General features: G+C 72.2%; 11 protein-coding genes. 2 read left to right on the top strand and 9 right to left on the bottom strand.

Annotated elements, in window-relative coordinates:
- Positions 1–369: 369 nt before the first annotated feature.
- From V4Y04_RS21160 to V4Y04_RS21125, 8 genes are all read right to left on the bottom strand, one after another.
- Positions 370–1,023 carry a response regulator transcription factor gene (locus V4Y04_RS21160; protein WP_332429776.1) on the bottom strand — a complete coding sequence of 218 codons (654 nt, stop codon included), beginning with the start codon at positions 1,021–1,023 and terminating at the stop codon, positions 370–372.
- A gap of 207 nt (positions 1,024–1,230) precedes the next feature.
- A complete protein-coding gene (locus V4Y04_RS21155) occupies positions 1,231–2,928 on the bottom strand; it encodes a sensor histidine kinase (RefSeq protein WP_332432941.1) in 1,698 nt (565 codons plus the stop codon).
- 637 nt (positions 2,929–3,565) lie between these two features.
- On the bottom strand, positions 3,566–5,320 hold the full coding sequence (locus V4Y04_RS21150) for a sigma-70 family RNA polymerase sigma factor (protein ID WP_332432940.1): 1,755 nt from the start codon (positions 5,318–5,320) through the stop codon (positions 3,566–3,568).
- A 304-nt stretch (positions 5,321–5,624) separates the two neighbouring features.
- Entirely contained in the window at positions 5,625–6,893 is a 1,269-nt protein-coding gene (locus V4Y04_RS21145) for an ArgE/DapE family deacylase (protein ID WP_332429774.1), read from the bottom strand.
- A 169-nt stretch (positions 6,894–7,062) separates the two neighbouring features.
- Complete coding sequence (locus V4Y04_RS21140) at positions 7,063–8,442, bottom strand: HAMP domain-containing sensor histidine kinase (protein ID WP_443080055.1); 1,380 nt, start codon at positions 8,440–8,442, stop codon at positions 7,063–7,065.
- A 210-nt stretch (positions 8,443–8,652) separates the two neighbouring features.
- Positions 8,653–9,510, bottom strand: coding sequence for a response regulator transcription factor (locus tag V4Y04_RS21135; RefSeq protein ID WP_332429773.1), 858 nt, complete (start codon positions 9,508–9,510; stop codon positions 8,653–8,655).
- A 311-nt stretch (positions 9,511–9,821) separates the two neighbouring features.
- Positions 9,822–10,496, bottom strand: coding sequence for a CE1759 family FMN reductase (locus tag V4Y04_RS21130; protein WP_332429771.1), 675 nt, complete (start codon positions 10,494–10,496; stop codon positions 9,822–9,824).
- Positions 10,493–11,578: an LLM class flavin-dependent oxidoreductase gene (locus tag V4Y04_RS21125; protein ID WP_332429770.1), complete on the bottom strand. Its 1,086-nt coding sequence runs from the start codon at positions 11,576–11,578 to the stop codon at positions 10,493–10,495. The genes V4Y04_RS21130 and V4Y04_RS21125 overlap by 4 nt, the downstream gene beginning before the upstream one ends.
- A 96-nt stretch (positions 11,579–11,674) precedes the next feature.
- Here V4Y04_RS21125 and V4Y04_RS21120 point away from each other — a divergent pair, with 96 nt between their 5' ends.
- Both V4Y04_RS21120 and V4Y04_RS21115 read left to right on the top strand, forming a co-directional pair.
- Positions 11,675–12,010, top strand: a complete 336-nt coding sequence (locus V4Y04_RS21120) for a YnfA family protein (protein ID WP_055573912.1) — start codon at positions 11,675–11,677, stop codon at positions 12,008–12,010.
- A gap of 246 nt (positions 12,011–12,256) precedes the next feature.
- A complete protein-coding gene (locus V4Y04_RS21115; RefSeq protein WP_332429769.1) occupies positions 12,257–13,033 on the top strand; it encodes an SDR family NAD(P)-dependent oxidoreductase in 777 nt (258 codons plus the stop codon).
- Between the two features lie 79 nt (positions 13,034–13,112).
- On the opposite strand, the gene V4Y04_RS21110 is transcribed toward V4Y04_RS21115, so the two are convergent.
- Positions 13,113–14,306: an RtcB family protein gene (locus V4Y04_RS21110; protein WP_332429768.1), complete on the bottom strand. Its 1,194-nt coding sequence runs from the start codon at positions 14,304–14,306 to the stop codon at positions 13,113–13,115.
- Positions 14,307–14,346: the final 40 nt, after the last annotated feature.

Below are 14,346 nucleotides of genomic sequence, written 5' to 3'. Positions count from 1 at the left end.
AAGCGCCCGCGAGGGCACATCCAAGGCACATCCAGGGCACATGAGCCTGGGAAACGCCGCCGAACAGTGAGAACTAACAAGAGCCGTTTCCGCAGGTCAACGCGTATACCTCCAAGAAACCCCAGGTCAGCGCCCCGTCTCCGCCAATCGCTCCACGAATGGCAGGACTTCTCGCACCGGCTGCACGAGGCGGGGCACCAGCCGTACTGCCTGGTGTGGCCCTGAGCTGGTCCGAGCCGGGGTTTCACGGAATTCGGGCGGGACTTCCGGGTCCCGCCCTCGTCATGTGCCCGGCGACAGGGCCTCGGTCCCGGGGGCAGGACGGTCGCCGTCAGACCCCGAAACTGCCGTCAGGCTCCGAAACCACCGTCAGGCTCCGAGGCCGGCGTCCCGGGCCAGTAGTGCGGCCTGGACCCGGTTCTCGCACTCCAGCTTGGCGAGGATGCGGCTCACGTACGTCTTGACCGTGGCCTCGCTCATGTGGATCCGCTGACCGGCGTCCGCGTTGGACAGACCCTCGCCCAGCAGGGCCAGGACCTCGCGTTCGCGGTCGGTCAGTTTCTCGAGCCGGCGGCGGGCCTGCTCGGCACGCCGTGCCGTTCCGCCGGAGGCCAGCGAGTCCACGACGTGCCGGGTGGCGCCGGGGGACAGGTACGCCTCGCCGGCCGCCGCCGCCCGTACCGCGCGTATGAGTTCCGCGGGCGCCGAGTCCTTCAACAGGAAACCCGCGCTTCCCTCGGCCAGGGCGCGCAGCACGTTCCGCTGTTCGCCGAACGTCGTCAGGATCAGCACGCGCACCCGAGGGGCGGCCCGGTGCAGTTCGGCCAGGGCCGTCAGCCCGTCCATGACCGGCATCTGGAGGTCGAGCAGCGCGACGTCGACGCGCTGGGTGCGGGCGAGTTCGACCGCCTCCCTGCCGTTCGCCCCCTCGGCGACGACCTCGATGTCGTCGGCCGAGGCGAGGATCATCCTGATGCCTGCCCGAATGAGCGGTTCGTCATCCGTGACGAGAACCCTGATCACGACTCTCCCGTGCGGTCCTGAGCGGCCATACCTGCGAGCACCCGGTCATCATCCCCGATCCAAACGCCCGCCTTACGGCGAGGCATCGGGTTCCCGCTCGCCAGGGCCGCCGCGCAAGCCACGCCGTCCGCCCGTCTGTCCGCCCGTCTGTCCGTCCATCTGTCCGCCCGTCTGTCCGCAGGGCGGGCGGGATCTTCGTCCCTCGTTCTAGACCTCGGCCTCGAAGGACTTCTTCTCGATCAGCTTTCCGTCCTTGAAGCAGAACCGGTACGCCGGTTCCCTGTCCCAGTCGTCCCCGACCTCCGTGGAGGGGATGCTGAGGCATTTCGCCCCCGCGGGCACGGGGGGCGCGCCCTTCTCCAGGTTCCCGGTCAGGAACGATTCACCGTCGGGCAGTCGGTCGCGGACCTCCGCCTCGGCCTGACCGACCTCGATGGCGTCGTACTCCTTCGGCTCCATCATGCTCTTGTCCACCTCGCGGAAGAGGAACACCGCTCCGACGGCCACCGCGATCCCCAGCAACAGGACGACCAGGGCCGCCACTCCGCATCCGACGGCCACTCCGTTGTGCGTCTTGTTCCTGTTCATTGCCTTGGCCAACTCCTTGGGGAGAGCGATCCGTTCGATGACCGGATCACTCTGACCGGAGAGGCCCGCCGAGTTCTGCGCCCGGAAGTCGTCCGTGCGTGCGACGAACGTCGTCGAGGCCGCACCGGGTGCCGGCTTCGGAAAGCCGGCACCCGGTGACGTGTACGGCAGTACGCCCGCCAGCCGGAACCCGCCGTCCTCCGTGGGGCCCGCGTGCACCATGCCGCCGACGAGCCGGGCCCGCTCCCCCAGCCCGGTCAGCCCCTGGCCGCCGCTCGCCACGTCGGGGTGCGCGGGCTCCGCCGCCGGGCCGTTGGCGACCTCGACGACCAGCGAGTCCGGCTCGTACCGCAGGCCGACGGTGATCGAGGCGCCGGGGGCGTGCTTGTGCGCGTTGGTCAGGCCCTCCTGGACCAGCCGGTACGCCGCGTGGCCGGCGGTGGGGTTGAGGGGATGCTCTTCACCCGAGCGCAGCAACTCCACGGGCGTACCAGCTTTTCGGGAGGTCTCCACCAGGCTGTCGATACCGGCCACGCCGCGTGACCGCTGTGTGGGGTTCTCACCGTCCGGTTCCGCGGCCCCCGGGGCGCCCTCGGGGTCGGTCGCCTCGGCGTTGTCCCGCAACACCCCTACCACGTCGCGCAGTTCGTGCATCGCGGCCACCGAGGCCTCGCGCAGCACACCGACCGCCTCGTGCTGCCGTCCGGTCAGTGCCGGGTCGACCTCCAGCGCGCCGGTGTGCACCGCGATCAGCGCGAGCTGGTGGCCGAGGCTGTCGTGCATGTCGTGCGCGATGCGCTGACGCTCCCGTATCCGGGCGTGCTCGGCGATGATCTCGCGTTCGCGGACGAGTTGGGCGTGGTACTCGCCGAGGGTGTCGGCCAGGGTCCGGCGCTGCGCCCAGTAGTGTCCGGCGAGGCCCGGCACGACGATCATGACCAGCAGCAACAGGGCACCGAAGGCCAGGAAGGGCAGGGAGAAGTGGGGCAGGTTCCACAGGTCTGAACCGAAGGCGAGGGCATAAGCCAGGGCAAAGACACCGGAGGCCCTGCCGAGTCCGCCGATCCGCCGCCCGGCCGACCAGGCGGCGACGAGAAGGAACGGCGCCAATCCGGTGATCACCGCGGAGCCGACGGCGGTCGCCAGCAGTGCGGTCGCGGGCAGCACCCGGCGCAGCGGCGAGAGCAGCCCGATCGCCAGTCCGACACCGACGGCCCGTATCAGGCTTCCGTCGTCCAGTAGTTCAAGACCCATCGCCGGCAGGACCAGGGCCGAACTCAGCAGCGACTCGCCCACGATGCGCCGGGCGGGCCACATGCCGGGAGCGAAGAGGTTCCGCACCGGTGCGGTCGACCGGGACGCCCAGCGCGCCCTCACCACCGGTACCCACAGAGCCGACGCTGCCGAAGTCATGGAGTCCACACGAGTCACGCGCTCACGTTAGAACCCTCCGGACGGCCGGCGCAGTGGCCCTTGGTCGCACCGGCCGACGACGAAAGTCGTCCGGTGGCCTCGGCACGACCTTGGCGGGACCGCTGACGCACGAGCATGTCCGATGGCTTCGGTCGTCGTACGGCGGGGCACTCACGGGGCGGTCCGTCGAAGCGGTCCGTCGAACAAGCAGGACGGTGCCGGTGCCGGTCTCGCCGGCCGGCGTCGCGGTATGTCAGCCCGCAGGACCCGGCCGCGGGGAACGGGAACGGGAACGGGGTTTGGAGGTACCGCGCGGAGACGGGCCGAAAGTCCCGTCCGAGGCAGGGGAGTTGGGGGCCGGACCCGCGTGCCGCACTGTATCGGCAGCGCCGACAGCCGGTCCGCGGAAGCACTCTCCCTGTCCGGCCCCCAGGGAGAGCTCACCCGTCTGTCTCCGTCCCAGCACTGAGCGTGCGGCCTCCCCCCGTCCTGCGCGCGCCGGCGCCGGGCCGGCAGGGCATCCGGTGGTCGGCGACCCCGGTCAGCGGCCGAAGACCTGGGTCCAGGTCCAGTCGCTCGTGACCACTCCGACGCCCATCGTTGTGAGCGAGCAGTTGAGGATGTTCGCGCGGTGGCCCTCGGAGTTCATCCACGCCTCCATGACGCTCTCGGCGGAGCTCTGGCCGCGGGCGATGTTCTCGGCGCCCGGGCTCGGGTGACCCTGCGCCGTGACCCGGTCGACGAAACTGCTGCCGTTCTGCCCGGTGTGGGAGAAGTAGTCGTTGGCGGACATGTCCTCGCTGTGCAGTTGGGCCGCCTCGTTCAGCCGGTTGTCGAGCGTCACCGGTGAGCAGCCCGCCGCGGCACGCTCGGCGTTGGTGAGGGCCAGGACCTGAGTGGCGCTGCTGCCTCCCGGAGCGGCCGCGGGCGCGGACGCGGTGGTCGGTGCCGCCTGGGGGCGCGTCGTCGTCTTCTCCGGCTGTACGGGGGCCGCGGGGGCGGACTTCGTACGGGTCGCCTCGGCGCTCGGTGTGGCCGAGGGCTTCGGCTTGCGTGAGGCGTCCGGGGAGGCGGAGGCCGAGGGGGAGGACGAAGCGGAAGGGGAGGAGGAGGGGGAGGGGGAGGGCGAAGCGGAGGACGAGACGGAAGGGTCCGGCGACGACGGCTCGGAGACGGTTTCCTCCGGGGCGCCCGTCGAGGCCGACTGCACCTTGTCCGCTTCGCCGTCCGGCGTCAGGAGGACCCACCCGGATATCGCGCCGCCGGTGACGAGCAGCGCCGCGGCCACGGCCACGATGTTCCTGCTTCGCCGACGCCGTGCGCGGCTCTGCGCGCGGCTGCCCGCGGGGCCGTCCGTACGGCCATTGCCGCTGGTACGGCCGCTGGGGTGGCGGTTCGCGCGGCGGCCCACCTCCACCGTTGCGAGGGGCTCGGCCGGGGAACCGGCGGGCGCCGGGCCGCCCGTGTCCCCGTACGGCCCTGTCGGTATGTCCTCCGAGTCCGCCGGCGCGTGGCTCGCGAAGGACACCGGCACCGCCTTCGTCGTCCCGGCCCCGGTGCCGAGAGCGGCGAGCAGGCCCGCCGCCACCGGCACCAGTCCCAGTCCGACCAGCAGTCCCTCCGCCGGGACCAGCCCCGACTGGAAGCCCGCGCAGACGGTGCAGTCCCGGGCGTGGCGTGCGATGCGCTTGCGCCAGAGGGCCGAGGGGACGCCGTCCCAGGCCTCCGTCAGGTCGTCCAGCAGGACGCAGCGCGGCTGCGCGGACAGCGCCCGCACCACCAGCCGGGCCGTCTCCAGTTGGGCCTTCATCCGCTGCACGCGCACCGCGGTGTGCTGCGGCGGCAGTTCCAGCGCGGCGGCGACCTCGGCCCGCGTCAGCTCGCCCGCCGCCTCCAGCCACCACAGCGACAACAGCGCCTGGTCGTCGGGGTCCAGCCAGCGGGTGGCCTCGGCGGCCTCGCGCCGCTGGCCCTCCAGTCCGAGCCGCAGGATCGTCAGGTCCACGAAGTCGGCGCCCGGGTCGGCGACGTCGTACGCGTCGTGCAGGCCCGAACGGACCGGCGCCGCCCCGCCGTGGCTCTCGCTGCGCCAGTGGTGACGTATCTGGTTCATGGTGATGGCGACCAGCCAGGACCGGAACCTGTCGGGGTCCTTCAGCGAGCCGAGCGAACCGAGGGCGCGGAGCAAGGTCTCCTGCACCACGTCCTCGACGTCGGGGTGGCCGTTCAGGGCCCGGCCCACGATGTTGTAGACCAATGGAAGGTGGACGGCGACGAGTTCGTCCTGGGCCCGCATGTCGCCGCGCTGTGCGGCCTCGACCGTCTCCCTGCCGGGTTCGCTGCTCGCTGCCACGCTCGTCCACGCTCCTTCTCGGTCCTGGCTCGTACTGCGCTGTCACAGGAGGAGAGCCGTCACCGAGGGCCGGATAACACAAAGCGCGGGAGTCATTCCGGCACACGCGACCCCCATGCACGTACGCGCGACCCCCCATGCACGTAAGCGCGTTCGACCACGGCGGGGCGAGTGTGGCACAGGACCCCACGTGTGACAGTGAGCGCCGTCACCGTCCGCCTCACTCGGTCCGCCTCACCTGGTTTCCTCACTTGGTCCCCACCGTCCGCAGCACCGTGAGCACCAGGGTCCGGGCCGCCGCCACCGTCTCCCGCAGGGACACGTGCTCGCGCGCGCTGTGCGCCACCGTGATGTCCCCCGGCCCGAACTGCAGCGTCGGTATCCCCGCGCCGGTGTAGTGCCGCAGGTCGCTGCCGTACGTCGCGCCGCGCTGCCGGGGTGCCGGGCCGCCCGTGGCGTCCGTGTACGCGGCGCCGACGACGTCCGGCAGCGGGTGTCCCTCCTCCAGCCGGCCGCTCGCGAACTGCCCGCCCGGCCAGGTCACCGTCGCCGGGTGGTCGCGCAGCCAGGGGTCGGCGGCGCAGGCCCGCGCCACGCACCGCTCCAGGCCGGCGCGCGCCTCGGCCGGGTCCTCGCCGAGGCGTACGCCCAGCCGGCCCTCGGCGACCAGCAGGTCCGGCACACTGCTCGCCCAGTCCCCGGACCGTACGGTGCCCACCGACAGCGCGTACGGGATCGGATACTCGGCGAGCAGCGGGGACGGGTCCCGGTTCCGCTCGGCCTCCAGGTCGGCGAGCGCCCGGTGCAGGGGCAGATACGCGTCGACCGCGCTCACCCCCTGCTCCCGCGCGCTGCCGTGCGCCGCCTTGCCGGGCACCGTGATCCGGAACGTCAGGGCTCCCGCGTTCGCGGTGATCAGGGTGGATCCGGTGGGCTCGGCGATGACGCAGGCGTCGCCCCCGTGTCCGCGCTCCAGGGTGCCGAACGCGCCGATGCCACCGTCCTCCTCGCCGACGACGAAGTGGGCGGCGACCCGGCCGCGCAGCCGTATCCCGGCCGCCCGTATCGCGGCGAGGGCGGCGAGGTGCGCGGCGAGCCCCGCCTTCATGTCGCAGGCACCGCGCCCGTGTACGACGTCCCCGGTCACACGCGGGACGAACGGGTCACCGTCCCCCCAGGCCTCGAGGTCGCCGGGCGGTACGACGTCGACGTGGCCCTGGAGGATCAGGGTGGGCCCGTCACCGCCGTCGGGGCTGGTCCCGACCAGGCCCCACGCCTCCTCGCGGGGCACCTCCATGCCCGGGAAGCCAGGGCGGGCGCGCAGCGCGGGCAGGTCCATGGACCACAGGTCGACCTCCATCCCCAGCCATTCCAGCCGGCCGGCCAGCTGGTGCTGGAGTTCGGACTCGGCGGCGCTCCCGGTCACGCTCGGCACACCGATCAGCTCCAGCAGGGTCCGCCCCAGGGCCGCCTCGTCGATCGCCGCCAGCGCGGCGGTCTCCTCATCGGTCAGCACGTCGCCACTCCTCCCCTTCCGGGACGCGTACGGAGCGCCCCGCTCGCATACATGTTCACCTCCGGCGGCCCGTACTCGGCAACGGCAACAGCGACAGCAACAGCGACGGCGACGGCGACGGCGACCGCGACGGTGGCCGTGGCATGACGCCGGCATCGGCACCGGCGTGTCAGGGGCCCGGGTCCTCGTCCTCGGGATCCGTCAGCGGGCCGCCGCCCACCGTGAAGCCGATCACCGTTCCGCCGCCGGGCCGGCGGACGGCGTACGGGGCGCCCCCGTGGGCCAGGGCCACCTCGCGGACGATGGACAGGCCGAGGCCCGAACCGGGGAGGGAGCGGGCGTCGGCGGCACGGAAGAAGCGATCGAAGACGCGGACCAGATCGCCTGCGGCGATGCCGGGCCCCCGGTCGCGGACCTCCACCCGTACCGTGCCCGGCCGCGCGGGCCCGGAGACCGTGATGTCGATGGACGCGGTGCCGTTCCGGTCGAACTTGACGGCGTTCTCGACCAGGTTGGACATCGCCCGCGTCAGCATTCCGGGCCGCCCGTCGGTCGTGGTGTCGCCGCTCGCGTGGACGGTGATCTCGCGGCCGCCCCGGCGCCGGGCCAGTTCGGCCACGCCCTCGGCGAGGTCGGCGAGGTCGACCCGGCACGGCGGCTCGGTGTCGGACTGGCCGGCCGCGAGTTCGACGAGTTCGTTGACCAGGTCGGTCAGCTCACGGGCCTCCTGGGTGAGGTCGGTGACGAGTTCCTCACGGGTGTCGGGAGGGAGCTCGTCGATCCGGCGCAGCAGGGAGATGTTGGTCCGCAGGGAGGTGAGCGGGGTACGCAGTTCATGGCCCGCGTCCTGGACGAGCCGGCGCTGGTCGTCCTCGGACTGGGCGAGCCGGCCGAGCATCCGGTCGAAGGCGCGGCCGAGCCGCCCCACCTCGTCGTGACCGGTGACGGGCACCTGGATGCCGAGCCGGCGGGTGCGGGCGACGTCCTCGGCGGCGGCGGTGAGGACGACCAGGCGGCGGGTGATCCGCCGGGCCAGCCACCAGCCGAACAGACCGGCCGCGATCACCACCGCCGCCATCAGGACGAGCGTGCGCCGCTGGAGGGTCCGCAGCAGGTCCTCGATATCGCTGAACTCCTGCGCGACCTGCACCGCGCCCCGGCCGTCGCCCAGCGCGACGGTCGCGACGCGGTAGATGTCGTCGCCGACGTCGACGTCCGCGTGTTCGACCACCCGCCCGGCTGTGGCGGCACCCGCGACCGTACGGTCGGCGGCGACCACCGGCAGCCCCGGGTCGCCCGGGTCGACGATCCGGCCGTCCGGCCCGAGCACCTGGACGTCCGTCCGGGCGGGCCGCACCAGGTCGTGGCCGGGGGCGGCGGAGGAGAAGTCGACCGGTGACATCCGGTTCGCCCGGACCTCGCCGCGCAGGTCCCGCACGACCTCGTCGAACACCATCTGCTGGTCCACCCGCAGCAGCCGGGCGGCGGCGCCGTACGACAGGATGCCGACCAGAACGGTGACCGTGGCCGTCACGGCGGCGAAGGCCACCGCGAACTTGGCGCCGAGTGACAGCAGCCGCAGCCGACGCCGTCCGGCCGGGGTACCCGAAGCGCGCGACGCACCCGGAGTACGTAACGCGCCCGGGGGACGTGAGGAGCCCGGGGCACGCGAGCCGCCCGAGGCGCATGAGGCGCATGAGGCGCATGAGGCACTCGAGGTACGTGAGGCACCTGGGGCGTCGGCGGTGTCGTGAACCACTCAGTCCTCCCGCAGCACGTAACCCACCCCACGCACCGTGTGGATCAGTTGCGGCGCCCCGGGCTCGTCGAGTTTGCGGCGCAGGTAGCCGACGTAGACGGCGAGGTTCTTGGAACCGGGACCGAAGTCGTAGCCCCAGATGCGGTCGTAGATGGTCGAGTGGTCGAGGACGATGCCCGCGTTGCGGACCAGCAGCTCCAGCAGCTCGAACTCGGTCCGGGTCAGCTCCAGCTCCCGCCGGCCCCGCCAGGCCCGGCGCGCCCGCGGGTCCATGCGCAGCCCGGCCGCGTCGACGAACCGCCCTGCCGCCGGATCGTCCGACCGCCCGCCCGATGTCCTGGGTGTCCCGGAGTTCCTGGGTGTCCCAGAGGTCCCGGATGCCGGCTGCCGCCTCGACGACTCGGCGGACTCGGGTGCGGGTGCGGACTCGGGTGCGGATGCGGACTCGGGTGCGGACTCGGGTGCGGGTGCCACCCGGCGCAGCAGGGCGCGCAGCCGGGCGAAGACCTCCTCGACGTCGAACGGTTTGACGACGTAGTCGTCGGCGCCCGCGTCCAGCCCCGCGATCCGGTCGGCGGTCTCCACCAGCGCCGTCAGCATCAGTACGGGGGTGCGGTCGCCCTCGGCGCGCAGCACCCGGCACACCTGGAGCCCGTCGATGCCGGGCATCATCACGTCCAGCACGAGGACGTCGGGCCGGCTGCGGTGGACCTGCGCCAGCGCCTCGACGCCGTCGGCGACCGCGGTGACCCGGTAGCCCTCCAGGGTCAGGGCGCGCGCCAGGGCGTTGCGGATGGCACGGTCGTCCTCGGCGAGCAGCACGGTGGGGGTGGGAGTGGGGGACGCGGTAGGGGGCACGGTGTTCAGTCTGCCAAGGACCGCCGCCCCGGCGAACGACCGGTGGCCGGACACCGCCGTCTTCTTGTTCCCCCGCCCTCTCCCCCGGACCGCCGTACGACCCGCGGTCCGGTCGCAGGCGTCCCCGCCCGCGACCGGCTCCTCGCGAGCGACCGGAACCGGACGGAACCGGTCGCCTCACCCGACGGCCGCTGTCCAGGGAAGACCGCCGGGAGTTCTGTACTCGGCGCCGTCAGCACCTTCGCACCTTCGGCACCTTCAACACGTTCGGCACCTTCAGCACATTCGGCGCGTTCGGCGCCCCGGTGCGCTCAGCCCGCCGACCGCAGCGCGGCCAGCTGCTCCTCGAACGGCACCACGTTGCGCGCGTCGAACTTGTCGGCGGCCGCGCCCCCGCGCGTGACGCTGATCGCACCACCGCCCGTACCGCCGTCCGTAGCTACGGAAGCGCCTCCGGAGGCGCCCGACAGCGCGCCCGTCAGGGCGGCCAGCTCGCCCGCCGCCCGCTCGATCCGGGCGTCCAGGCCCTTGTCGCCCCAGTCCTGGGACGCGGCGTACACCCCCGTGGGGACGACGACCGCGCGCAGGTGGGCGAAGAGGGGACGCAGGGCGTGCTCCAGCACCAGCGAGTGCCGGGGCGTGCCCCCGGTCGCGGCGATCAGCACCGGCTTGCCTGCCAGCGCCTCCCGGTCCCGTACGCCGAGCACGTCGAAGAACGACTTGAACAGCCCGCTGTACGACGCCGAGAACACCGGCGTGACCACGACCAGCCCGTCCGCACCGGTCACCGCGTCCATCGCCTCGGCGAGCGCGGGCGCGGGGAAACCGCTGGTGAAGTTGTGCGCGATGTCGACCGCGAGGTCCCGCAGCTCGATCACCCGCACGTCTTCCGGGGCCTGTCCGGTGGTCGCGGCCGCGAGCCGCTCCCCGAGCAGGCGGGTGGACGACGGCACGCTCAGGCCGGCCGACACGACGACGACGCTCATACGGTGCTCACCTCTCGGGCGGCCAGTCGCGAGGCGTGGGTCGGCGCGTCCGGCACGCCGGCCGGGCGGTTCTTGGCGAACTCCTCGCGCAGCACCGGCACGACTTCCTCGCCCAGCATGTCGATCTGCTCCAGCACGGTCTTCAGCGGCAGTCCCGCGTGGTCCATGAGGAACAGCTGGCGCTGGTAGTCGCCCGCGTAGTCGCGGAAGGACAGTGTCTTCTCGATGACCTGCTGCGGGGAGCCCACGGTCAGCGGGGTCTGCCGGGTGAACTCCTCCAGCGAGGGCCCGTTCCCGTAGACGGGGGCGACGTCGAAGTAGGGGCGGAACTCGCGCACGGCGTCCTGCGAGTTCTTCCGCATGAACACCTGGCCGCCGAGGCCGACGATGGCCTGCTCGGGCGTGCCGTGGCCGTAGTGCGCGTACCGGGCGCGGTACAGCTCGATCATCCGCTTGGTGTGGTCGGCCGGCCAGAAGATGTTGTTGTGGAAGAAGCCGTCGCCGTAGTACGCGGCCTGTTCGGCGATCTCGGGCGAGCGGATCGACCCGTGCCAGACGAACGGCGGTACGTCGTCCAGCGGGCGGGGCGTGGAGGTGAAGCCCTGCAACGGGGTGCGGAACTTGCCCTCCCAGTTGACGACGTCCTCGCGCCACAGGCGGTGCAGCAGGGCGTAGTTCTCGATGGCGAGGTTGATGCCCTGCCGGATGTCCTGCCCGAACCACGGGTACACCGGCCCGGTGTTGCCCCGGCCCATCATCAGGTCGACCCGGCCGTCGGCCAGGTGCTGGAGCATCGCGTAGTCCTCTGCGATCTTCACCGGGTCGTTGGTGGTGATCAGGGTGGTGGCGGTGGAGAGGTGCAGCTTCTCCGTCTGCGCCGCGATGTAGCCGAGCATGGTCGTCGGCGAGGACGGGACGAACGGCCGGTTGTGATGCTCACCGGTCGCGAACACGTCCAGGCCCACCTCTTCGGCCTTCAGCGCGATGGCGACCATGGCCTTGATCCGCTCACGCTCGGTGGGGGTACGCCCCGTGGTCGGGTCGGGCGTGACGTCACCGATGGTAAAGATCCCGAACTGCATGGCCGCTCACCTTCCAGGTTGTTTACGGTTCAACTATACCCGTGAACGAGTCCCCTGCTCCCGTTATTCCGAAACCCGGCGTGCGAAGCTGCCCGCATGCTGATCGCCCGCTCCGCCGCCCTCTTCGTCCTCGCCGCGATCCTGGAGATCGGCGGCGCCTGGCTGGTCTGGCAGGGCGTACGGGACAACCGCGGCTGGATGTGGGCGGCCGGCGGTGTCCTCGCCCTCGGCGCGTACGGATTCGTCGCGACCTTCCAGCCCGACGCGCACTTCGGCCGCGTCCTCGCCGCGTACGGGGGCATCTTCGTCGCCGGTTCGCTCCTGTGGGGCGCGGTCGCCGACGGCTACCGCCCGGACCGCTGGGACATCGCCGGCGCGCTGATCTGCCTGGCCGGGATGGCCGTGATCATGTGGGCCCCGCGCAACGGCTGACCCCACGGGCCCACCGCACCCACCGCACCCACCGCACCCACACGGCTACCACTCGCAGTCGAGGCACACGGTGGCGGAGGCGGGGACACCCACCGCACCCACACGGCCGCCGCCCTCACGCATCCGCCCCCCTCGCGCCCGCACGGACCGGGGCCACCCCGGCGGACCACTCGTTCCCGCATATCCTGGCCGGGCCCGGTGACGCCACCGGGCCCTGCACCGCAGTCGCCCGCATGGAGGAGCCCCATGGCCGCCGCAACACCGTCCGCAGCGTCGCGTATCGCCGTCGTCACCGGCGCGAGCAGCGGGATCGGGGCCGCCACGGCACGCGGACTCGCCGAGGCCGGTTACCGCGTCGTCCTCACCGCCCGCCGCAAGGACCGGATCGAGGCGCTCGCCGAGGAGCTGAACGCGGCGGGCCACACGGCGACCGCGTATCCGCTCGACGTCACCGACCGCGCCGCCGTCGACGAGTTCGCCACCGCGTTCAAAACCGTCGGCGTCCTGGTCAACAACGCCGGTGGCGCGCTGGGCGCCGACCCGGTCGCGACCGGCGACCCGGAGGACTGGCGCACGATGTACGAGACCAACGTCATCGGCACCCTCAACCTCACCCAGGCCCTGCTGCCCAGGCTGGAGGCGAGCGGCGACGGCACGGTCGTCGTCGTGTCCTCGACCGCCGGGCACTCCACCTACGAGGGCGGCGCCGGCTATGTCGCCGCCAAGCACGGCGCCCACGTCCTCGCCGAGACCCTGCGCCTGGAGATCGTCGGCCGGCCCGTGCGCGTCATCGAGATCGCGCCCGGCATGGTGAGGACCGACGAGTTCGCCCTCACCCGCTTCGGCGGCGACGAGGCGAAGGCCGCCAAGGTGTACGAGGGCGTCGCCGAGCCCCTCACCGCGGCGGACGTCGCCGACACCATCACCTGGGCGGTGACCCGCCCCAGCCACGTCAACATCGACCTGTTGGTCGTCCGCCCCCGCGCCCAGGCGTCGAACAGCAAGGTCCACCGGGAGCGCTGAGGCCGGCGCCGACGCCCAGGCCGGGCCATGCCGGGCCCTGTCCGGCACATCACGTCGGACCGGGCCGGCCAGGCCCCGCTCAGCCCTTCACGCAGACGACCTGCTTCAGCTTCGCCACGACCTCCACGAGGTCCCGCTGCTGGTCGATGACCTGCTCGATCGGCTTGTACGCGCCGGGAATCTCGTCCACGACACCGGAGTCCTTGCGGCACTCCACGCCCCGCGTCTGCTCCTCCAGGTCCTTGGTCGAGAAGCGCCGCTTCGCCGCGCTGCGGCTCATGCGGCGGCCGGCGCCGTGGGACGCCGAGTTGAAGGAGTCGGCGTTCCCGAGGCCCTTGACGATGTACGAACCCGTGCCCATGGAGCCAGGGATGATCCCGAACTCGCCGGAGCCCGCGCGGATCGCGCCCTTGCGGGTGACGAGCAGATCCATGCCGTCGTAGCGCTCCTCGGCCACGTAGTTGTGGTGCGCGCTGATCTCCGCCTCGAAGGCCGGCTTCGCCTTCTTGAACTCCTTGCGGATCACGTCCTTCAGGAGCGCCATCATGATCGAGCGGTTGCGCTTCGCGTACTCCTGCGCCCAGAACAGGTCGTTCCGGTAGGCCGCCATCTGCGGGGTGTCCGCCACGAAGACGGCGAGGTCGCGGTCGACCAGGCCCTGGTTGTGCGGGAGTTCCCGGGCCACACCGATGTGGTGCTCGGCGAGTTCCTTGCCGATGTTCCGGGAACCGGAGTGCAGCATCAGCCAGACAGAACCGGTCGTGTCCGTACAGACTTCGACGAAGTGATTTCCGCCGCCCAGCGTTCCCATCTGCTTACCGGCCCGCTCGTGACGGAACCTGACCGCTTCCGCCACCCCGTCGAACCGTCCCCAGAAGTCGTCCCAGCCGCCGATCGCGAAACCGTGCAGGCGGGCCGGGTCCACGGGGGTGTCGTGCATCCCCCGCCCGACCGGGATCGCCTGCTCGACCTTCGAGCGCAGCCGGGACAGGTCGCCCGGCAGGTCGTTCGCCGTCAGGGACGTCCTCACCGCCGACATGCCGCAACCGATGTCGACCCCCACCGCCGCGGGGCACACCGCACCCCGCATCGCGATGACCGAGCCGACCGTCGCGCCCTTGCCGTAGTGCACGTCCGGCATCACGGCGAGGCCCTTGATCCAGGGCAGGGTCGCCACGTTCCGCAACTGCTGGAGGGCGCCCTCCTCCACCGACGCCGGGTCCGTCCACATGCGGATCGGCACCTTCGCACCCGGCATTTCCACGTACGACATGTTTTCCCCATTCCCCCGAAAAGCAACAGAAGTGCGAAAG

The organism is Streptomyces sp. P9-A2, assembly GCF_036634175.1.
GTDB classification, from domain to species: domain Bacteria; phylum Actinomycetota; class Actinomycetes; order Streptomycetales; family Streptomycetaceae; genus Streptomyces; species Streptomyces pratens.
This window is presented reverse-complemented; position numbering and strand designations above follow the sequence as displayed.